We start from the raw sequence: 19983 nt of genomic DNA, 5'->3' as shown, positions 1-19983 counted from the left end.
TTTAATCGCTCGGTTTTTTAAGGTGTAGACGGGTGTAGAATTCGCTGAGTTTGGGCCGTAGGGTTTTTGTTATTCCTATAATGAGTACCATAATTGGGAATAGGCCAAAGATCATGGGGAATAAACTAGCATTAAACCATTCGGGAAATAGCGTAGCCTGGCCAAAGAATAGCGAACCGGATGCGATAAAGAAGGACAGGCACATACGCCATACATGGCGAATAATGCGAGATCTTTGCGTTAGGGTTTTTCGTAGAATAACGTTTAGTTCACCGACAGATGCAATTGCGCCTAAAACCACAAACAAGATAAAGGCTTGAGGAGGTGCTCCATCGACAGTGCCGGTTACACTCTGACGACTCATCACCATAAAGCTTACCCCCATGGCCGTAATGAGTAGGGCTACAATAAGTCCAATTTTTTCGGCGAATCCGGCCCTAAATGTTTTTCGTTGGGCGGCGAGCACTCCGGTTACCAGCAGGTATAACGCTAATATTGCGGCGACAAAATTTGTTTTCTGTTCAGTCTCTAGAAAAGGGGAAACACAGGCACCAATTAAATAGCTCGTAAACATCGCTATAAAAAATATTTTCCCTGCAAAGCGATGTAATTTCTGGCCTTTGGGTGCTAGGCTCGCAATGAGTCCTGATAATAGGCCAATCGCCCCTCCTCCAATATGAGCATAAAGGAGAATAGCTGCACCAAAATGCAGGAAAAAGGACGAGTCTGGCTCTACCGTAAGGCGAGCAGCACTGGCTGAGCTAGAAAGAAGTAATAGTAAGCCTACCGGCGTACATTTAAGTAGCCAGTGAATAAACGTTTGCATATTGAATTCCGTTAATACCTAATTGTTCGGTGGCGACTTATGCACTCTGCTGGTGCCTGATTTTTTTTAATTTACCTCCTCTTTTTGGTATTTCATTATTTCTCCTGGTTGACAGTCACGGGCTTCACAGTTTTTTTGCTAAGAGATTGCCCAGTGTTTCACCTTCACGAAAGCCACTGGGTAGGTGCATGCCCTTGAGTCCGTTTAGCCCGTTTTGAGCGATAGGAGGGAAAAACACCGCCAATATGTAGGCGAGAAAAACCCAGTGGCCTATTGCAGCGAGGACGAACCAAGCGTTCACGGCTATACTGGCCGCGCAATTCGCTAACGCCTCTGGGCCTGTACGCGGGTCTAATACCCTTTCGCTCATTTGCTGCTCCTAACAATTGAGCTGAATTGCCGAGCATTATGAGCGTGGACGATCAGCGCCACATCCGCCGCTGGCTGGATTTTAACCTCCCCCAAAGGGTTGAGTTGGCGGCCGGGGTATACCCCCCTTAATACTCATGACACGGAGCGTGGTGTTCGTCTAAAATTTGCCGATGAAAGAGTTATTGTCTGTTTTTACACGCCGCGCCTTTAGTGCGCAGCCACCTAACCCGGCCCTATGGCGGCCTTGGCGTGGCCCCTTTGAACGCTGGCCGCACACCGCAGATTTGCTAATTGCGCTGCTAGCGTTTTTATTAAACATTTTAATGTGGTCACACAATGGCGGGGCTGAGGTCATGACGCTGGCCACCTTGCCGGATGTGGGTGCCTACCTGTGCGCGTTTGCCGCCAATTTTGCACTGTTATGGCGGCGTAGCCATCCATGGCAGGTCCATGGAGTAATTCTGGCCGTGTCGGTTGTGTTATACGTCGCGGCACCCGTGCACGGCGTCGTTGGCTTGGCCTTCTCCCTCTATAGTCTGGGCCGTTTTGAGGCTAACAACCGTGCTAGCCTCGTGGGCGCAATTGGCGCGCTGGTTTTTGTGATTGTGGACCTTACGGTTTTTAATTCGCCTAGTACCGGGAACACCGTGGCGGCGATAATGGTGCTCGCGCTTTGGTACGTAGGGCGCCGCTTGCGCTTTCGCGGTGAATATTTACGCTTGCTGGAAGAACGAGCGCGGCACCTTGAGCGCGAGCGCAACGTAGGTGCGGAGCGCGCCGTGATGGCCGAACGCAGTCGTATTGCCCGCGAGATGCACGATATTGTCGCCCACCAAGTTAGTTTGATGACCGTTCAGGCGGGCGCTGCACGAACCATCGCCGCCTCAGACCCGGCGGCTGCCATTAATGCTATGGCGTCGGTCGAGGAGGCGGGCCGGCAAGCACTGTCGGAAATGCGCCACCTGCTGAGCGTTATGCGCCCCGTTAATGCCGAGGACGCACTTGAGCCGCAGCCCAGTCTTGATGATTTACCCAATTTGGTACGTCAAGTCGGTGAGGCTGGGCTGGCGGTTAAACTTAACATTCTCGGCGATTTATCTGCCTTACCTGCACGTCTTGAGCTAACCACTTACCGTATTGTGCAAGAGGCACTGACCAACGTGATTAAACATGCCCGTGCCAATAGCAAAGTCTCGGTGACGGTGGAGGGGCGTGGGGAAAACATTGTTGTTACCGTTGCGGACAATGGTAAAGGCGCTAAGCCCGTTAACACAGGGGGGCACGGTATTGTGGGCATGCGCGAGCGCGTACAATTGTTGGGCGGGTCATTTAACGCGGGCGACAGTGATGATATTGGTGGTGGATTTAAGGTACGTGCCGTTTTACCGCGCACGCTTCAGGAGACATAATGTTACGAGTATTGGTTGTCGATGATCAGGCCCTGGTGCGGCGCGGCCTAGCGCTGGTACTGGCGCACGAGAGTGATATCGAAGTGGTTGCCGAAGCCAGCAACGGTTTTGAGGCAATTGAGGCGGCGCGCGAGCACAAGCCGGATATCATTTTGATGGATATTCGTATGCCTAAACTGGATGGGCTCGAGGCCACTGCACGTATTCTCGCCAACGCAAGTGACAACACGCGCGTTATTATTCTCACCACCTTTGACCCGGACGAATATGTCTACCGTGCACTGCGCGTAGGCGCGAGTGGTTTTGTCTTAAAAGATATTCCACCAGAAGCACTGGTGAACGCCGTGCGCACGGTAGCCGAAGGCGGTGCGATGCTATCCCCCACCATTACGCGCCGAATGATTGGCCAGTTTACCCAGCATATGAAAACCGAGCGCAATTTCGCCGAACGCTTGCAGCGGCTAACCACGCGCGAGCGCGAAGTGTTGCAGGCGCTGGCTAACGGAAAAAGCAACGCCGAAATTGCCGAGGCCTTATTTATCGGGGCGGCCACGGTAAAAACACATGTCTCCAGCTTGCTGTCTAAATTAGGGATTCGCGACCGCGCACAAGCGGTTGTATTTTCTTATGAATGTGGGCTGTCGAAAGTGGGAGGCTGCGATGTCGGCTTTTAATGCCGCCACAGAATTGCCAGGCAATGGCCTATACCGAATTGCGGGAGCGAGCGGAGGCTTGCTCGGCGTGTTTCTGCTGGCCGGCGCATTCGGCCACCTTGCCGCGGTTTGGTCGCCAACGTTGGGAGAGGGTAACTTGGAGGGACTCAGGGCATTCTTGTTGCTGCTACCCGGTTTTGTTTTGGTGATCAGCGCTTTAACTAACCTGTTAACGTGCCGTGCACTTTGGGCTGGTACGCAGCGGGCATTGCGGCTCGCACTAATTGTTAACGTGGTAGCCGCCACTTACTTTGCTTACTTATTACAGCGCGGTATTCCCAACCATCCCATCGGGTTTTTTTTGGCCTTTGTTGCCATCCAGGTTATCGTGCTGGGGGCAATTCCGGCGGGGCTTTGCTGGCCAGCAACCAAGCTCTCGAGGCTAGAATAAAGGTGACTGGCACAGTAAATACCGTCATTTCGAAATGAGGCCTCATGCCCCAATGGGATAATTATCGGTGCACCAAGTTCGTATGCGTTTTTGCAGCAGCTTTGTCATACTGTCCACGCTATAACCTCTCAACGAGGGCCGTTAAGCCCACAATACACACCCGGTATTTAACGAAGCGATTAGTGCAAACATTAACTCTAATTGAGCGAGTACACACAATATGAAAACAGTGTCTTTAGTTCTTGGGAGTGGTGGTGCTCGTGGATTGGCGCACATTGGCGTAATTCATTGGCTGGAAGAGCATGATTACCACATACAATCTATTTCAGGATGCTCTATGGGAGCTCTTATTGGTGGTATGTATGCCGCTGAGAAGTTGAATGAATTCGAAAAATGGGTTCGCGCAATAACAAAACTGGACATTATTACGCTACTCGACATTTCATGGAGCACAAGTGGCTTGGTCAAGGGCGACAAAATTATCAACACCCTCATTGACCTCGTGGGCGATATAAAGATTGAGGACCTATCAATTAATTACACGGCGGTTGCAGCAGACGTAAATGAAGAAAAGGAAATATGGATTAATTCAGGGCGACTGTTTGACGCCATACGCGCCTCAATTTCACTACCTATGTTTTTCACACCACACAACTACAACGGCGCGCACTTAATTGATGGCGGCGTACTTAATCCAGTTCCTATCGCTCCGACATTCAGTGACAACACAGACATCACCATTGCCGTGAACCTTGGGGGAAAATTACTTTCCAATCCCGCTACAATTAATATTGGCAACCAAAATAAAAATAGTGGCGATGGGATAAATAAAAAAATTAATAACTACATAAGCCAGCTTAAAAATAAGATTGATATCCCCCAGGAAATTAATTGGGGAGCCTACGAAATAGCGAATCAGGCATTCGATGCTATGCAAAGTACCATCGCCAGACAAAAGCTAGCAGCCTATCCGCCAGACAGGGTTGTCGAAATAGCGAGAAACGCTTGTGGCACACTCGAGTTTGATCGAGCGAACGAAATGATCGCACTCGGCTATCGCACGGCTCAAGAGAGCTTCACCTAAGACATGGCATGTATTCTCAGCAGAGCTCGGCATTAATAAGGCAGCCAATTGAACTGGGAAAACACCAGCCTTGCAAACAAATCCGTAATAAACTCCACGGTTTCTCGGACACCCACACCACTGCTTGATCCAAGAAAAACAACACTGTATATTAAAGGGCCTTCCCCTATTCGGGTGGCTAGATTTCTGGCATCAGGTCCAGCCCGCCGAGATGAAATAAAATTGCAGCCTTAAAACGGGCCTTATTCCTAAAACCTTTCGCTTTTACTTTTAGCATTTTTATTCTGCTATTTATACTTTCTGCACCAGCATTATTCTTTTTATTTACGATGGCGTTTATTATCCCCCATAGATTCTTCTTTATGCTTTTAGCTACCGATTTTATAGGATTGAGGCGGCTTCTTATCGCCCAGCTGTACCATTGCTTCCAAGCTTCTTCAGCCCATATACGATCATCATAATTCCAGAGCTCCATGGCATACTTCTTTATCGCCCATGCGCGTGCAGTCTTCTTTGCTACAACGCTTAATGTTGAAATCTGTACAGAATGAATATCCTTTAGATTTTCACGTGATCTCAGCCATGCAAATTTCGATCTATGGAGCTCTAGCTTGTGTTGTTGCGCGACCATATTGGCTTCACTTTTACGAACACTATTTAGAGCCTTATTTAAGTCCATCGCAACATGGAACCTATCAAAACATATCGCTCTTTCCCAGTGAGGAATATACTCTTTGGTGGCATAAATATAGGACGGACTCATATCCATACTAATCGTTTCAACTGATTGGATTTGCTTGTCACTTAATCCTGTAAAAAATGCGTTTAAACTCGATTTTTTGCGATCTTCTTGGACATCTATTACATGCCCATGATCATTGGAAACAATGGTCACATATTCATGTCCCTTTTTGCTGCAGACCTCATCGACAGCTAGGTTTTGAATATGTAGATGAGACCGTCTTTTTAGGCCTCGCTCTACAGCCCGCTTCATTATTCCATCGGCAGCATTCCAGCTAAGCGCCAGCTTCTTACTGACGGCATTAATACTCGCCTCTTGAAGCCAGGAGATTACATAAGCCTCAAACATCAAGGTGAAACTTGATCGCTTATCAGCCCAGGGGATATCAGCTTGCAATACACCGTGCGTGCGACATTTAGAGCGAGGGATATTCGCGTGAACGAGAGTGCGAAATTGACAGCTATCGAGATGGCGCCATGTTCTTGTTCTGGTGTCATGGCGACTACATCTGGATTCACACAAAGGGCAGGTTAAATGTTTGTCGCAATCGTATTCAACGTGGACGTGAACGGTGTTGTCACGCTCATCTAGCTGAACTGATTCGACAAACCAAGGAGAAGAGATTGATAATATTTTTTCGTAAAGAGAAAGCTCGTCCATCACTGAAAACCAAGAAATAAAAGGCTGGGATTCTAGGGGAGTTTATTAGGAAAGGCTAGAAAGCCACCCGAATAGGGGAAGGCCCATATTAAAACAGCAAAAGTTAACTCAAGGAATGAGCCATGCCCCGCCCAAGGAAGCAACAAATCTCACTAGATGCCACACCCTACTATCACTGCACATCTCGCTGTGTGCGCCGCGCGTTTCTTTGCGGCCTAGATGCGTTAACCGGTAACGACTACGAACACCGCCGACAGTGGGTTGAAGACCGTATTGTATTCCTGGGGGAAGTGTTTTGCATTGACATCTGTGCTTACGCCGTAATGAGTAATCACCACCATCTGGTATTGCATATTAAGGCCGCAGAGGCTCACACGTTAAGCGATTTAGAGGTAGCCAAACGCTGGCACACCCTTTACAAAGGTACCCCCTTAACCCAAGCGTTTGTAAAAGGTGGGCCGTTAGATGACGCCCAGCGGCAGGCCGTGAAAGAAAAGCTGGACCAATGGCGCTTGGAACTCGCCAGCATAAGTCGTTTCATGTGGGCTTTAAACGAACCCATTGCCCGCAGGGCAAATGCAGAAGACCACTGCACAGGTCGCTTTTGGGAAAGCCGGTTTAAATCACAGGCGTTACTGGATGAAAAAGCACTCGCCGCTTGCATGGCTTATGTCGATTTAAATCCTGTTCGAGCCAAAATGGTGACAACCCCAGAAAGCTCGGAACATACCTCTATAAAACGGCGTATTGAGGCCCTTAAAGCGGCTAACACTCAACCTTTAAAACTGGCTAAATTTGTAGGCAACCCAAGAGAACCCATGCCCCAAGGCTTACCCTTTCACCTGAAGGATTACATTCAGCTCGTGGACATAACAGGCAGAGCGATTCGAGAAAACAAACGTGGTTTTATCGACAACAACTTGCCACCCATTCTAGAGCGATTGAATATAACCAGCCGCGAATGGCTCACGCTCACCACCCAATTCGAATCCACATTCAAAAGCTTAGTCGGCTGCAAAGCAAAACTCATGCTCGCTGCCAAAGCTCTAGGATTGAAAAGAAGACCGGCCTTCGCGAATTGCGAAGCCATTTTCCACTAACACCCCATCCTGCAATAAACCCTACCTTTCTCGAACCTAGAGAGCGGCTAGACTCGTCTGAAATTCAGAAAAATTAAATATTTCACGCCAAAAACAAACAGTAATGAAATAGCGCCTATGGCGTGATGAGTTTAATAAAAACCACGACTAAACTGATTGTTTTTCTCTTAACGTGGCTGTCCGATTATTTGCTAGCCACTAACACCCCATCCTGCAATAAACCCTACCTTTCTCGAACCTAGAGAGCGGCTAGACTCGTCTGAAACTCAGAAAAATCAAATATTTCACGCCAAAAACAAACAGTAATGAAATAGCGCCTATGGCGTGATGAGTTTAATAAAAACCACGACTAAACTGATTGTTTTTCTCTTAACGTGGCTGTCCGATTATTTGCCAGCGAAATCCCAATTGTAGTCGTCTTTGTAATATTCTTACCTAGCGGATCTTTTACGCCAACAACTTTCATCTTCCCGCCACACTTCTCACATGGCTTATTACGCCTAAAATATTCGAAGGCACCTCCTACAAGGAAGAACACCAAACCAAATATAATAAATTTTATGTCTTCCAAGTATTCGCCACTCCCGAAATATAACGCTTCAATCAGCCGACGCGTTAGCGGTCGGCTGCATTGATTTGTTATACCCTATAGCCTCAGCTAAAGCGTAAATTGGCTCGTCACTAAAAACTGATTCATGTTCCTTTCGTAAATTTATTGCCATTTTTATGTATTTTTCAAATTCATCTCTAGCTTTCTCTTTTTCTTCAATAACATTCCATGCCGAAAGAAGCATTTTGAAGTTAGAGTTGATTTCCCTATCTACATATTGGACCAGTTCTGAATCGTGTGCCTCTTTAGTACTTATACGGACCATAAAAAGAGTAAGAAGATTTGCAGTATATTTCTCATAGTTTCTGGACAAAGTAATAGTAGCTTCAATTATGGAAACCGCTAATTCAAACCGCTCTTCCATCTCTTCTTCAGGCAGACATATTTCTTCGGCTTTGGATTCAATGCTGAATAAGACAAATAGAATTGCTAAGATTCTGAGCTTCACTTTTTCTCCCTATTAGTTGGGGTATAACGCCTTTGTAACAGGCATTTTTTGTGTAGTGGAGTTTTGCGGTAAAGTGGCGAAGCCACCGCAAAACGGAGCGTAGCAAAAAATGTCCTGTTGACAAACTTGTTAGCATTTAACGATCTCCCTTAGTGTAGAACGACACTAGCTCCTTAGCTTTTGGGTATAAATCCTGCCCGACTAAAATGCCATGTGCGACGCCGCCTTCTTTACCACCTTTTTTATACATAAAGTGAAATACTGCTTCTTTTAGAGCGTGTAAAGTTAAGCAAGGTTGTGCGCGATACATTGTGGAATCTCTTTTAGAACTAAGAGGAACATAACTTACCCCCTCGCCACTAGATTTGAGCAACATATTAATACCAGAGAATTCAAGATTACGATACTGCGCCACCGACGACAGGTTGATTGTTACACACTCAAATTTAACCCATGACTCATCAGTAAGTTCCCATGTAACTTCAAGCTTACGATTATCACGATCCCTAGTACTTTCCGAAAAAGCGGAACCAGAAATCAAAAACAGAATTACGAACCAAAACTTATTCATAGATGCTAACGCTTTTGTCACCCGCACTTTGGCCATAGCGGAGTTTTGGGGTACAGTGGCGCAGCCACCCCAAAACGCAGCGACGGACAAGGTGTCCGGTGGACAAACTTGTTAGGCACTTTTTTACATATGTAAGTGGTAAGAACCATAGTAGTTTGCCAAAGCTTCTATAATTGCATTAAGTTTACTAAAATTCTCATTATATGGAGCTAGAAATTCGATTTCTCCGCCAGGGTTCCATTTGTTTAAAACAAACATTCCATATGGGGTATTTATTTTAAGCTCCCATTTTGCGCCGTCACGAACACCTAAAACCACAATTTCATAGTCATTTTGAGCTTTTTTGACAGCCTTCTCTAGCTCAACTTCATAATCGAAAGGTTTAAAATCTAGATCCTCAATTTTAGCAATGTAATCACGTGCGCTTGAGCCGTGATCAAAAACCTCTACAAGCTTTCCGTCTATATATCTGTATCCATTCAGAAATGGGCCAATTGTATTTACATTTCTTGGTTGCTCAATATAGAAAGCGAATCCAGTCTTGCCCTTTATTGGTCCGGAAAAAGCCCCTTCAACCATCATCATTGAGATAAATAATTCGCCTTCAGGTTCTTCTTGCTCGATCTTGCTCAAGCAACTACAGCCAGATAAAGCGAGTACGAAAATTATTAAGGAGATCTTCATTAGCTTCGCCTAACGCATAGCTAAACGGCGCACAAAGTGGAGCTGGTTTGTGCAATAATTTGCGAAGCAAATGCACAAACAAGCGGAACTTTGGGCGTCCAGTGGAGGCCGTAGGCCGGAACGGTGTTTGAGCGAATTGTTATGCTTTTGCATTGAACTTATACCCCAACCATTCTAAAAAGACCCTTTTTGATAGCGGCCTTAAAACTAACAGTACCCTCACTCTTGTGCAATCCGTACGAAGACTTTGTGCTCAAACCAATACGGACATCCAACCTATCGCCAATGGAATGAACGATTGGTAAATCACTGGATATAACCATAAACCTGCAACACGGAGCTGGACCAGCTTTAGGTACCGAACTAGGAACACGAAAAGGCACTCCCGACTTAATTTCCTTAAATGAAACTCCTTGTAACACTACACCATTTAGCGATACGGATATTTCATCAATATATACTTCGGTATCATCCTCGCCACGCATCAACCAAATCCCGATTCTATATGGCGGTTCAGACTCATGAACATACCCATCTTCATCAACGATGTAAACATTTACACTATGCTTACCTACGAAAGTATTCGCACTATCAACACGATCAAAAACCTGTAATTGATAAGGATCGTATGCACACCCAATAATCGAGAATAGAAGAATTAAATAGATAATTTTTCGTAGCATACTAGTAACTCGAAGGAGCATAACGCAGAGTGCAGCTGCATTTTGGTTGGCGTGGAGTTTTGTGTGAAATGGCGAAGCCATACACAAAACGAAGCGACGACCAAAATGTCCGCTGGCACGTATTGTTAGAATCTCCGACTACCATCGGTGCCCATATAGATAGATTGCACTTGCTGGCCAACACATGAATACAACCCAAAACCACCGATTATGGTGTGATGTGTATGCTTTGTAACTGCTATATAACCAGGCTAGAGAAGATCCCAGCATCGCATATAAAAACAGTACTTTTTCTCCGAAATACATTTCCATAAACGTCAGGCTATTATCTGACATACGAGAATCACCTAGCTCAAAAATGATAGCAATATAGGCAAACATTAACAGAAATGTTCCAACGCCAGATATTCCAATAATTTGATATTTATTCATATTAATATTTGATTCTAACGCCGCCAGCAGCGGCCGTAGTGGAGGCGCGAAGCGCCGGAACGAAGGTCCAGCCCCGCAGGGGCGTTGCTGACTGGCTTTGTTATGGTTGCCGAATTCGCAAAGTAAGTGCAACGCGCCTGCATCTTCCTTTATATAGGGTGAACTGGGATACTCATGGTTTTTCTCGACCGGCAAGAAGAGGGACCTCATGATGTACCACCAGCTCACCACTGATGAAAGATATACTATAGCGGCCTATTTAAAGCAACGTAAATCTCAAGCCTATATTGCACGGGCCTTAGGCCGCGATCCTTGCACGATCTCCAGAGAGTTAAAACGAAATCGTCGCCCAGACGGTAAATACTGCGCAGCGCGAGCAGTAAAACGTACCTCTCGAATACGGAGGGAGTCTCGTCGTAAATGGCAATTCAATGATACCGAGCTTCAGATGGTCATCGCCTTAATACGCCTCGATTGGAGCCCAGAACAAGTTTCCTTGTGGCTTAAGAAGTGCAATATATTATCGATCAGCCATTCGACCATTTATCGCTATATTTGGTACAACATGTTTTATTCAGGGGATCTCTATAAGCACTTACGTCAATCAAGCAAGAAACGCCGAAAAAGATATAGAAGCCCTGACTCTAGAGGCGTTTTAGCCAATAAGGCCCATATCTCTGAGCGACCTCTAGGGGCAGAAAATAAGAGCCGAATCGGTCATTTCGAAATTGATACCGTTCATGGTTCACGCGATCAACATTCAATTGTCACGTTAGTTGATCGAAAAAGTAAATACACGATCATTGGCAAAATTAGGAACCGTACGACTGACGAGTTAAATCGAAAAGTTATTCAGCTAATCAAAAAACAGGTTAATCAGGTAAAAACAATTACCGCTGATAACGGTACCGAGTTTCATCAATACAAAAAAATTGAAGACGTCACTAACTCAACATTTTACTTTGCCAACCCCTACCACTCATGGGAAAGAGGGTTAAACGAAAATACCAACGGTCTCATACGACAATATTTACCTAAAGGAGAATCAATGAAGAGCATAACTCAAAAGGATTGCGATAAAATTGCAATGAAACTTAACCGACGACCTAGAAAATGTTTAAATATGGAAACACCGGAGGCAGTCTATGTTCGTTAATCACTTTCATTGCACTTCAGTTGATAACCTGGGTGTACCAAACACCTACTCACTTTTAACTACGCTGCTACGCCAATTGCTGTATTTGTTTAAAAAGCCTGAAGCTTTGGTTAGACCCAACTATAACCGTGGGATAGCCAAAACAGAAGGCATAAAATTGACCCAAAACAACAAGTGATTATGGCAACCAACAGAAAGGAACAAACGGGAGGAATAAGCCGCAAACTCCCTTTGCTAGGTAAAGCTTGGATGCGCTTTTTTGCAACAAAGCTTTACCGGATTACCAAATCTACCTTTTACGAAGCACGTTGTAAGCGACCAAAGGTGGCTTACCTAAACTTGATGGAGGGTAACGAATTTAGGAACACCCTACTGAAACTTAACTACACACCAAACTTTTTTTAATAGACAAGTAACGCCGCAATAATTTGCCGCCGAAGCGGAGTAGTTTTTTGTGTAGAATAGCGAAGCTATACACAAAAAAGTGCGGAGCTTTGGCGGTCAAATTGATTGCCTTGTTAACTCGGGCACCCTATTAATGGGACACATTTTCAGCTATCGAATTTTCGACATTAAGTCTGGCGTCGCAGCCAAAAATGAATTCACCGTCTCTCTCTGTAACCCAATGATTGCCAACTCCCCTAGGGTCCGATGCAAATTTCGCCTTCTTTCTCTTTATGAGGCGCTTAACTTCTACCAACCCGACCTTTGGCCCCAATTTCATTTGTTCGAGAAGCATGCTCTCATATTTATTGCAATTTTCCCACGAATCCATAACTACAGAATTCCAAGCAGTCACAACTATTTTCATAGCTGCTTCTAGCTCCTCTTTAGAGTGATCGCGAGGCAAGCTCAATATAAGCGATTTCCCAAACTCTAAAATAGTATGCGATATTTTCGTTGTTGGTATCATAGCTTCAAATGTTCTGGTTCAAGATAGAGTTAACGCCGCCAGCAACTGCCGGAGTGAATTGGCTGCTTTTTTGCGTATTTTTGCAAAAAAGAAGACAGTTTACGGAGGTCAGATTGACCGGCCTTGTTAGCACTTTTTGCCAACGATACTATACTGCCGAGCATAGCATTCCTCCATTTTTTTAGCCCCTGACTTTGTGAAGCGTAAATACTGACCTTTACGTTTTACAAAATTAGTGGACTTTGCTAGATTGAGATCATGTGAATGAAAACCAAGTACAGCCATAATTCGATTTGCTTTGCTTAGATTGCATTCGATCACAGTCTCTAGATAGCCCACCTGCCCAGCGTTCCACTTTTTGATATTTTCTTCGGACAATACACCGATCTTGTGAAATACATCAATTGTTTTTACTACTCGCTCACACTCAAGTATTTCGGAAACGACACCAACAACTTTGGGATAATATTTATCTTCTTTGTAATTGCTTAAAGTAACTCGATAATTCATATGTTTTGAGTGTAGAGCTACCCACGAAAAGTAGACACCTCATTCCCACCTAATGAGGTATTAATTATGACTAAAAAAACTAAGAACAAATACAACCATTACACCGAAGATTTTCGTAGGGAGGCCGTTCGACGCTCAGAAGGGCCTGACACCTCAGCTGCTGAAGTGGCGAGAGAGTTGGGTATTCACCCCGGTCAAATCTATAATTGGCGACGTCAATATAAGCGACTATCCGAAAAACAATTTAATGGTGTGAATGGTGTGGATTACTCAAAGCCTGAAAGCGAGACTGTACGCGAGCTGCAGCGGACAATAAGCGACCTGAAAGAAGAGAACGAATTCCTAAAAAAAGCGACGGCATACTTCAGCAAGCCAAGCTGGTGAGGTATGCCTACATGGAGTCGCTTCGTGGTCAATTCCCAATAATCAAGATGGCGGGGTGGTTAGCTGTCAGCAGATCAGGTTATTACAAATGGCGCGAACGAGAGCCTAGTTTCGAGTATGAGTATCGAGAAATGCTGCGCAAGGCTATCAGTGAGACTTTTGAGGAGTTTAAGGCACGATACGGTGCGCCTAGATTAATCTATGAGCTGCATGAAAAAGGCTTCGCTTGCTCAGTTAATCATGTTGCTAAAATTATGCAGGAAGAGGGTCTAAAGGCCCGTAACGGCAAACGCTTCAAGTATGGTCATCAAGGTTCAGGGGATAATAACTTCGCTGAAAACGTATTGGATCGCGACTTTGAGGCCACTAAGCCAAATGAAAAGTGGGTGTCGGACATTACCTATATACCGGTTAAGAACGGTCACGTTTACTTGGCGGTGATCATGGACTTGTTCTCCCGCAAGATCATTGGCTGGTCATTGGATAAAACAATGACCACGGATTTGATTTTAGATGCACTTAACATGGCCACCTCAAGTCGGGGATGCGAGCAAGGGTTGTTGCTTCACTCAGATCAGGGAGTGCAGTATCGATCCGGAGAATATGTCCTAGCGATGCACGATGCTGATATAACTCCCAGCATGAGCCGAAAGGGTAACTGTTGGGATAATGCGGCAATGGAATCCTTCTTCTCACGTCTGAAAGTAGAGGAAGTGTTTGGTCAATCGTACATAGGCTTAAATGACGCGTATTCAAGTGTGTTCGAATATATTGAATTGTTTTACAATCGCGTACGACGCCACTCTGCGAATGACTATATAAGCCCTGCAGAGTTTGAAGAAATTTATTACCAAGAGTGCGCCTAATATGGTGTCTACTTTTTGTGGGTAAGACCAAGTGCTAACGCCCGGCTAAGCCGCCGGAACGGAGTTGATTGTTTTGTGCGAGCGTAGCGAAAAAGCACAAAACGAGCAACGCAGTGGAAGTCGGTTTGAGCCGCTTGTTAAGTGCGGGACTACAAACAATGCATAGCCCTTTCGTTTGTATAGCTTTCTAAACGCATATTCTCATTAAAATGAAACACATATAGCTCAACTGACCTGCCACAAACTAGATAATCCGGCCGCCCGACACGGTAGGATGCACCGTACGTTCTTTCTGTGCACTTCCCTGCTGGTTCGTATTTGCAATCACCATATTTTGAAATGTGGCCCGCTTCTACTTGCGATTTAAAGTAACCCTCAATTTCGGTAAGACTGGGATTTTTCGAAAGCAGTTCTTCAAGTGGCTCCCGCACATTAGCATTCATATTCTTCTCTAGGACATATGGCCCGATGAGAATAAACACAACGAGCCCTATAATTATTAAAAATATGACTAGGAAAGTAATCTTAATCGTCTTCATCTTGGGCACTTAACGCCCAAATATGGGGCCGTAGTGGAGGAGCGAAGCGACGGAACGGAGGTCCCAGCAGCTTTGCTGCGCCATGATTTGTTTGTTATACGTTTTCAAGGGTAGGTTTACAATCTGACAAGACATTTATGCTCATATTTGTAGTAGCGATAAACCATTCTCTTACGCTAGTTGCTTTGGACACATTAAGTATATCTGGTTCGGTAATCTCCCCGTTGGACCAGCCACCTTTAATTATTTGGTAGAGGCAATACGGCTGATGAAATGTTTCACATTTTTCATACCGCATCAAATCACCTTCATCCAATACACGATAACCACGATGAGAAGAAAACGTGATTTTTTGACGTTGAGTAGCCTTACCTTTCGTATAAGCTTCGACGATAACAATCAATCCAGCAGGCGAATCCGATATTTCTGATATTTCACTTTCACCACTTCCGGATCTTCCTCCACCTATTATTTTTGCTTCGATATCCATAATTACGTATAACGCCTTTAGCATGTGCGCCCGCCTTTTGGGCGTCGCATGGCTAAACTTGTTAAGGGCAGCACTGTATTAGCTAATTGTGCTGGACTTAGCCCGGCACAAACAAATGCGAAGCACTGCCCTTGATTATTAGTTGACGACAAAACGGAACACAGGGAACGGATGGATTGAGATGGATACAACACGCTAAACCCTCCATTGGTGCCACGTTGACGCGGTCTTTATTACAAGCCACTTTACCGGTTAAACACACGGACTGAAAGAGGCGGACGATCACTGCTAACTCGTTGGTGGAAAACCCTAAAACCACGAACAGCCTTTAACGCCTATGTAAGAGGCATTTTTGTAGTTGATTGTTTTGTGCTATTTAAGCACAAAACGAGCGACGGAAAAAATGTCCTTCTTGACATATTTGTTAGGCAATAATTTTTATTAAACAACTTATTTATCAAGAGATTTTTCCCAAAGCACCTGACTACCAGTTGCATATGGGGCATCAACAGTTGGTTTAGCCCAGTGTAAAGTAATTTTCGCCGTGCCAGTTGCTATTTTAGATAGAGTTAATTCGATTCTCTCGTCATAGCAGTTTGCCAAGATAATATAGGGATCTCGATCGGGATTGATTCGAATATGCTCTGCCCCCATAAATTCGAGATTGTCTGGAATATCTGACCGGTAGATCTCCTTCCCGTAACTGTCTTCCGGAATCTGTTCGGCTAGCTTATGTACTTCATAATAGATTTTTTCTAATTCTTCCTGTGTAAGCTGCCTTGCTCTTTCTACATCAGGGTGAGATTCTTGCGCAATACATCCAAATCCACTTTGAGGATCACATGCTGGCAAGATTATCAACAAAAGAAAACAAGCTATTATTTTGTACATAAGTCAAATTTTGGGAGCCTAACGCCGCAATAATTTGCCGGAGTAAGCTGGATTTTTTTTGCTCCGCAAAAAAGAAGATAGCTTACGGAGGTCAAATTGATTGCCTTGTTACAACTGAGCATTGAATTTAAAACCCAGAACATTGTGATTGCATTTTAGCTGCTCAGTTAATTTACTGTAAACTCTAAAATCTTCTTGAGAACCTTTAATTAACTTGGCTATGGAATTGGTGCTAATGGCAAGGGCTGATGAATAATACATAGCCATTATTTCGCCTCGATAATTATTTTGGCCACCTTCCGGGAAACCCCGAAGCGATTCAAAAACATTAACATCATTTGTATCTATGGCATTTGCAGCATTTAGCCAATCGTTGCCAGATGAGACAAACCACCATTCTTCAAATTTTTCCACGTAGGCATTTGTGCCACCTAATATCAATGTCGCTTCGGCAATATGACAGGTGATTGAATGTGGATTCGCACCGCGAGAGCCAAAATACATATGCTCATTGTCAGCTAAATGTTTTTTGAAATCTATCGGCTTTATGTCGTCTTTTGAGTACATGACTCTCTACGTTTTTGAGTTGTAACGCCGCCATCAGCGGCAGACTAGTTGTTGATTGTTTTGTGCGAAAATGGCGAAGCCATGCACAAAACGAGCAACGGCTAGGCTGTCCAAGCCACGCAGTGGCTGTGCTGCATGGCCTTGTTATGTTTTTAGGCACCCATATAATTTTTAACTTTATCGCTACGAAGCGCCCTACTGATAAAAAATAATGGAGTTAGATACAGAGCAACCATGGCTAGAACAGATGGGTCATTAGATTTAAGCCACGTTGTAATACTAAAAAAAAGTAACCCTACTGCAAGCGCGTAAGTTGAAAGCTCAAGTACTTTACGCATTACTTCAGATCCGTTGAGGAATAATTTCCCCGCAACAACAAGTAAAGTAGCGATTAAAATTTGAGCCACACCAATGAATGCTCCCGATGAAATTTCGGGGCGAGTAAAATGGACATACAAATAGGCAAATGCACTAAGAATACTTAGGCTACCTGAAATCATATAGAACCAAGCGATAACACTTACACTGGTTGGTTTGTTGGCACTCATATATACCCTAAAACATAACGCCTTGCTCTGCTGAATTTTTGGAGTGGATACTTTTGTGCGATTACGCACAAAAGAAGTAACGGAAAAAATGTCAGAAGGAGCAACTTGTTATGTTGTTTTACTTCCATACTATGCCACCAATGCAACGTAGTACCCAAATAGCCCAATACCGAATAGTAAGTACCTAACCGTATCGTCTGTTCCTTTTTTAAAAGTATCAGTAAATCTTATAAGCTGCATATCTTTACCGCAAACGAATGGAACGACCCAATGATAAAAAGCTATTACGTATAGCAGGCCACCGACTAATGCTCCCTCAGTAAATAGACTACCGCTAAACCATCTGAAGGAAATCAGAAATAATAGGCTTACGCCCCATAAATGATAACCTTTCACATTAAGCATTTAAATTGCTTTCTCCATGCGGAAACATAACGTTGCGATAACCGGTGGTTTTTAAGTAGCACTTTTGCCGTAAAATGAAGCGAAGCGGAATGGCAAAAATGCTACTTAAAAACCATCCGGTTCATTGCCTTGTTAGGTTGATTTTAAACTGGCAAAATTGCTTTGTTAGGTTTGTTCCGACAGCCGTGCTATTGGTTCTCGTAAATAGAGCCAATACCCAACCACTAATAAAATTGAAGCCAAATAGAAATAGTCGGACATAAATGCAAGCGATACATATACAATTGCCCCAATTACCGCAAAGATCTTTCCGTGCAAATAGAATGCAACCCAAAATACAAATATTACGGCGAGGAAAGAAATAAACCCAACCACCATAAATGTAATACTGAGTGCAATCGACTCGCTACCGACCGGAAGGAACTCTAATGCAGGAAGAATTAGCAATGCGAGAACCAACCAATAGAGAATTTTATTTTTTGCTATATTCATACGAAAACTGGTCTTACCCACAAAAAGTAGACACCATATTAGGCGCACTCTTGGTAATAAATTTCTTCAAACTCTGCAGGGCTTATATAGTCATTCGCAGAGTGGCGTCGTACGCGATTGTAAAACAATTCAATATATTCGAACACACTTGAATACGCGTCATTTAAGCCTATGTACGATTGACCAAACACTTCCTCTACTTTCAGACGTGAGAAGAAGGATTCCATTGCCGCATTATCCCAACAGTTACCCTTTCGGCTCATGCTGGGAGTTATATCAGCATCGTGCATCGCTAGGACATATTCTCCGGATCGATACTGCACTCCCTGATCTGAGTGAAGCAACAACCCTTGCTCGCATCCCCGACTTGAGGTGGCCATGTTAAGTGCATCTAAAATCAAATCCGTGGTCATTGTTTTATCCAATGACCAGCCAATGATCTTGCGGGAGAACAAGTCCATGATCACCGCCAAGTAAACGTGACCGTTCTTAACCGGTATATAGGTAATGTCCGACACCCACTTTTCATTTGGCTTAGTGGCCTCAAAGTCGCGATCCAATACGTTTTCAGCGAAGTTATTATCCCCTGAACCTTGATGACCATACTTGAAGCGTTTGCCGTTACGGGCCTTTAGACCCTCTTCCTGCATAATTTTAGCAACATGATTAACTGAGCAAGCGAAGCCTTTTTCATGCAGCTCATAGATTAATCTAGGCGCACCGTATCGTGCCTTAAACTCCTCAAAAGTCTCACTGATAGCCTTGCGCAGCATTTCTCGATACTCATACTCGAAACTAGGCTCTCGTTCGCGCCATTTGTAATAACCTGATCTGCTGACAGCTAACCACCCCGCCATCTTGATTATTGGGAATTGACCACGAAGCGACTCCATGTAGGCATACCTCACCAGCTTGGCTTGCTGAAGTATGCCGTCGCTTTTTTTAGGAATTCGTTCTCTTCTTTCAGGTCGCTTATTGTCCGCTGCAGCTCGCGTACAGTCTCGCTTTCAGGCTTTGAGTAATCCACACCATTCACACCATTAAATTGTTTTTCGGATAGTCGCTTATATTGACGTCGCCAATTATAGATTTGACCGGGGTGAATACCCAACTCTCTCGCCACTTCAGCAGCTGAGGTGTCAGGCCCTTCTGAGCGTCGAACGGCCTCCCTACGAAAATCTTCGGTGTAATGGTTGTATTTGTTCTTAGTTTTTTTAGTCATAATTAATACCTCATTAGGTGGGAATGAGGTGTCTACTTTTCGTGGGTAGCTCTAAAACCTAACGCCGTTATAACCTGCATTTTGGGTGGAGTGTAGTGCTGTGCAACAATGAGCGCAGCGAATGCACAGAACGAAGCGTAGCCCAAAATGTCAGGTTTATAACTTTGTTATGTTTACAGCCCATTTAAGAATGCGTTTAACCTTACCACTACGATAATTAGAGAAACAAACATCAGCCAGAACGAAGCCCGATAAAACCGTTTTACTCTATAGTA

Annotated in this window: 25 protein-coding genes; 8 read left to right on the top strand and 17 right to left on the bottom strand. The window is 44.4% G+C overall.

Annotated features, from left to right (window positions below):
• Position 1 precedes the first annotated feature (1 nt).
• Both H5647_RS05110 and H5647_RS05105 read right to left on the bottom strand, forming a co-directional pair.
• Positions 2-826 (bottom strand): DUF2306 domain-containing protein, encoded by an 825-nt coding sequence (locus H5647_RS05110; RefSeq protein WP_052691878.1) that lies wholly within the window; start codon positions 824-826, stop codon positions 2-4.
• A 124-nt stretch (positions 827-950) separates the two neighbouring features.
• Positions 951-1196 (bottom strand): hypothetical protein, encoded by a 246-nt coding sequence (locus tag H5647_RS05105; RefSeq protein ID WP_045856836.1) that lies wholly within the window; start codon positions 1194-1196, stop codon positions 951-953.
• A 172-nt stretch (positions 1197-1368) separates the two neighbouring features.
• On the opposite strand from H5647_RS05105, the gene H5647_RS05100 reads away from it, so the two are divergent.
• The 4 genes from H5647_RS05100 to H5647_RS05085 all read left to right on the top strand — a co-directional run bounded on the left by H5647_RS05100 (position 1369) and on the right by H5647_RS05085 (position 4795).
• Positions 1369-2607 (top strand): sensor histidine kinase, encoded by a 1239-nt coding sequence (locus tag H5647_RS05100; protein WP_045856835.1) that lies wholly within the window; start codon positions 1369-1371, stop codon positions 2605-2607.
• On the top strand, positions 2607-3281 hold the full coding sequence (locus tag H5647_RS05095) for a response regulator (protein WP_236074775.1): 675 nt from the start codon (positions 2607-2609) through the stop codon (positions 3279-3281). The genes H5647_RS05100 and H5647_RS05095 overlap by 1 nt, the downstream gene beginning before the upstream one ends.
• On the top strand, positions 3268-3711 hold the full coding sequence (locus H5647_RS05090; protein WP_045856830.1) for a hypothetical protein: 444 nt from the start codon (positions 3268-3270) through the stop codon (positions 3709-3711). The genes H5647_RS05095 and H5647_RS05090 overlap by 14 nt, the downstream gene beginning before the upstream one ends.
• A 220-nt stretch (positions 3712-3931) precedes the next feature.
• Positions 3932-4795 (top strand): patatin-like phospholipase family protein, encoded by an 864-nt coding sequence (locus tag H5647_RS05085; protein ID WP_045856828.1) that lies wholly within the window; start codon positions 3932-3934, stop codon positions 4793-4795.
• A 178-nt stretch (positions 4796-4973) separates the two neighbouring features.
• Here the strand turns inward: H5647_RS05085 and H5647_RS05080 are convergent, their stop codons facing one another.
• The gene (locus H5647_RS05080; RefSeq protein WP_045856826.1) at positions 4974-6197 is read right to left on the bottom strand and encodes an ISL3 family transposase; all 1224 of its coding nucleotides are present in this window, start codon (positions 6195-6197) and stop codon (positions 4974-4976) included.
• Positions 6198-6319: 122 nt separating this feature from the next.
• On the opposite strand from H5647_RS05080, the gene H5647_RS05075 reads away from it, so the two are divergent.
• On the top strand, positions 6320-7297 hold the full coding sequence (locus H5647_RS05075; protein ID WP_045856823.1) for a hypothetical protein: 978 nt from the start codon (positions 6320-6322) through the stop codon (positions 7295-7297).
• Positions 7298-7896: 599 nt separating this feature from the next.
• On the opposite strand, the gene H5647_RS05070 is transcribed toward H5647_RS05075, so the two are convergent.
• The 5 genes from H5647_RS05070 to H5647_RS05050 form a co-directional block, all read right to left on the bottom strand.
• The gene (locus H5647_RS05070; protein WP_045856819.1) at positions 7897-8355 is read right to left on the bottom strand and encodes a hypothetical protein; all 459 of its coding nucleotides are present in this window, start codon (positions 8353-8355) and stop codon (positions 7897-7899) included.
• Between the two features lie 136 nt (positions 8356-8491).
• Positions 8492-8926: a hypothetical protein gene (locus tag H5647_RS05065; RefSeq protein WP_045859537.1), complete on the bottom strand. Its 435-nt coding sequence runs from the start codon at positions 8924-8926 to the stop codon at positions 8492-8494.
• A 123-nt stretch (positions 8927-9049) separates the two neighbouring features.
• The gene (locus tag H5647_RS05060) at positions 9050-9610 is read right to left on the bottom strand and encodes a hypothetical protein (protein ID WP_045856816.1); all 561 of its coding nucleotides are present in this window, start codon (positions 9608-9610) and stop codon (positions 9050-9052) included.
• Positions 9611-9768: 158 nt separating this feature from the next.
• Positions 9769-10314: a hypothetical protein gene (locus H5647_RS05055; RefSeq protein ID WP_162926290.1), complete on the bottom strand. Its 546-nt coding sequence runs from the start codon at positions 10312-10314 to the stop codon at positions 9769-9771.
• 117 nt (positions 10315-10431) lie between these two features.
• Positions 10432-10920 carry a hypothetical protein gene (locus H5647_RS05050; RefSeq protein ID WP_162926289.1) on the bottom strand — a complete coding sequence of 163 codons (489 nt, stop codon included), beginning with the start codon at positions 10918-10920 and terminating at the stop codon, positions 10432-10434.
• Between the two features lie 13 nt (positions 10921-10933).
• Between H5647_RS05050 and H5647_RS05045 the strand changes: the two genes are divergently transcribed.
• Entirely contained in the window at positions 10934-11881 is a 948-nt protein-coding gene (locus H5647_RS05045) for an IS30 family transposase (protein WP_045856342.1), read from the top strand.
• 535 nt (positions 11882-12416) lie between these two features.
• Here the strand turns inward: H5647_RS05045 and H5647_RS05040 are convergent.
• Positions 12417-12794 carry a hypothetical protein gene (locus H5647_RS05040; protein WP_045856805.1) on the bottom strand — a complete coding sequence of 126 codons (378 nt, stop codon included), beginning with the start codon at positions 12792-12794 and terminating at the stop codon, positions 12417-12419.
• 126 nt (positions 12795-12920) lie between these two features.
• Entirely contained in the window at positions 12921-13304 is a 384-nt protein-coding gene (locus H5647_RS05035) for a hypothetical protein (protein ID WP_045856803.1), read from the bottom strand.
• 66 nt (positions 13305-13370) lie between these two features.
• Between H5647_RS05035 and H5647_RS05030 the strand changes: the two genes are divergently transcribed.
• Together H5647_RS05030 and H5647_RS05025 are read left to right on the top strand one after the other, a co-directional pair.
• The gene (locus tag H5647_RS05030) at positions 13371-13688 is read left to right on the top strand and encodes a transposase (RefSeq protein WP_045856786.1); all 318 of its coding nucleotides are present in this window, start codon (positions 13371-13373) and stop codon (positions 13686-13688) included.
• Positions 13643-14554, top strand: a complete 912-nt coding sequence (locus H5647_RS05025) for an IS3 family transposase (protein ID WP_121495349.1) — start codon at positions 13643-13645, stop codon at positions 14552-14554. The genes H5647_RS05030 and H5647_RS05025 overlap by 46 nt, the downstream gene beginning before the upstream one ends.
• A 633-nt stretch (positions 14555-15187) precedes the next feature.
• On the opposite strand, the gene H5647_RS05020 is transcribed toward H5647_RS05025, so the two are convergent.
• From H5647_RS05020 to H5647_RS04990, 7 genes are all read right to left on the bottom strand, one after another.
• Positions 15188-15583 (bottom strand): hypothetical protein, encoded by a 396-nt coding sequence (locus H5647_RS05020; protein WP_045856303.1) that lies wholly within the window; start codon positions 15581-15583, stop codon positions 15188-15190.
• Between the two features lie 450 nt (positions 15584-16033).
• On the bottom strand, positions 16034-16474 hold the full coding sequence (locus H5647_RS05015) for a hypothetical protein (protein WP_045856798.1): 441 nt from the start codon (positions 16472-16474) through the stop codon (positions 16034-16036).
• Between the two features lie 108 nt (positions 16475-16582).
• Entirely contained in the window at positions 16583-17041 is a 459-nt protein-coding gene (locus tag H5647_RS05010) for a hypothetical protein (protein ID WP_045856796.1), read from the bottom strand.
• A 152-nt stretch (positions 17042-17193) separates the two neighbouring features.
• On the bottom strand, positions 17194-17589 hold the full coding sequence (locus H5647_RS05005) for a hypothetical protein (RefSeq protein WP_045856793.1): 396 nt from the start codon (positions 17587-17589) through the stop codon (positions 17194-17196).
• A 570-nt stretch (positions 17590-18159) separates the two neighbouring features.
• Complete coding sequence (locus H5647_RS05000; protein WP_045856789.1) at positions 18160-18486, bottom strand: hypothetical protein; 327 nt, start codon at positions 18484-18486, stop codon at positions 18160-18162.
• A 38-nt stretch (positions 18487-18524) separates the two neighbouring features.
• A complete protein-coding gene (locus H5647_RS04995; RefSeq protein WP_236075034.1) occupies positions 18525-19415 on the bottom strand; it encodes an IS3 family transposase in 891 nt (296 codons plus the stop codon).
• A complete protein-coding gene (locus H5647_RS04990; RefSeq protein WP_045856786.1) occupies positions 19391-19708 on the bottom strand; it encodes a transposase in 318 nt (105 codons plus the stop codon). The genes H5647_RS04995 and H5647_RS04990 overlap by 25 nt, the downstream gene beginning before the upstream one ends.
• Positions 19709-19983: the final 275 nt, after the last annotated feature.

Origin of the sequence: Teredinibacter purpureus, from assembly GCF_014217335.1 — a bacterium.
Lineage (GTDB): Bacteria > Pseudomonadota > Gammaproteobacteria > Pseudomonadales > Cellvibrionaceae > Teredinibacter > Teredinibacter purpureus.
The sequence above is the reverse complement of the archived record's forward strand: the minus strand, read 5'-3'. Positions and strand labels throughout refer to the sequence as shown.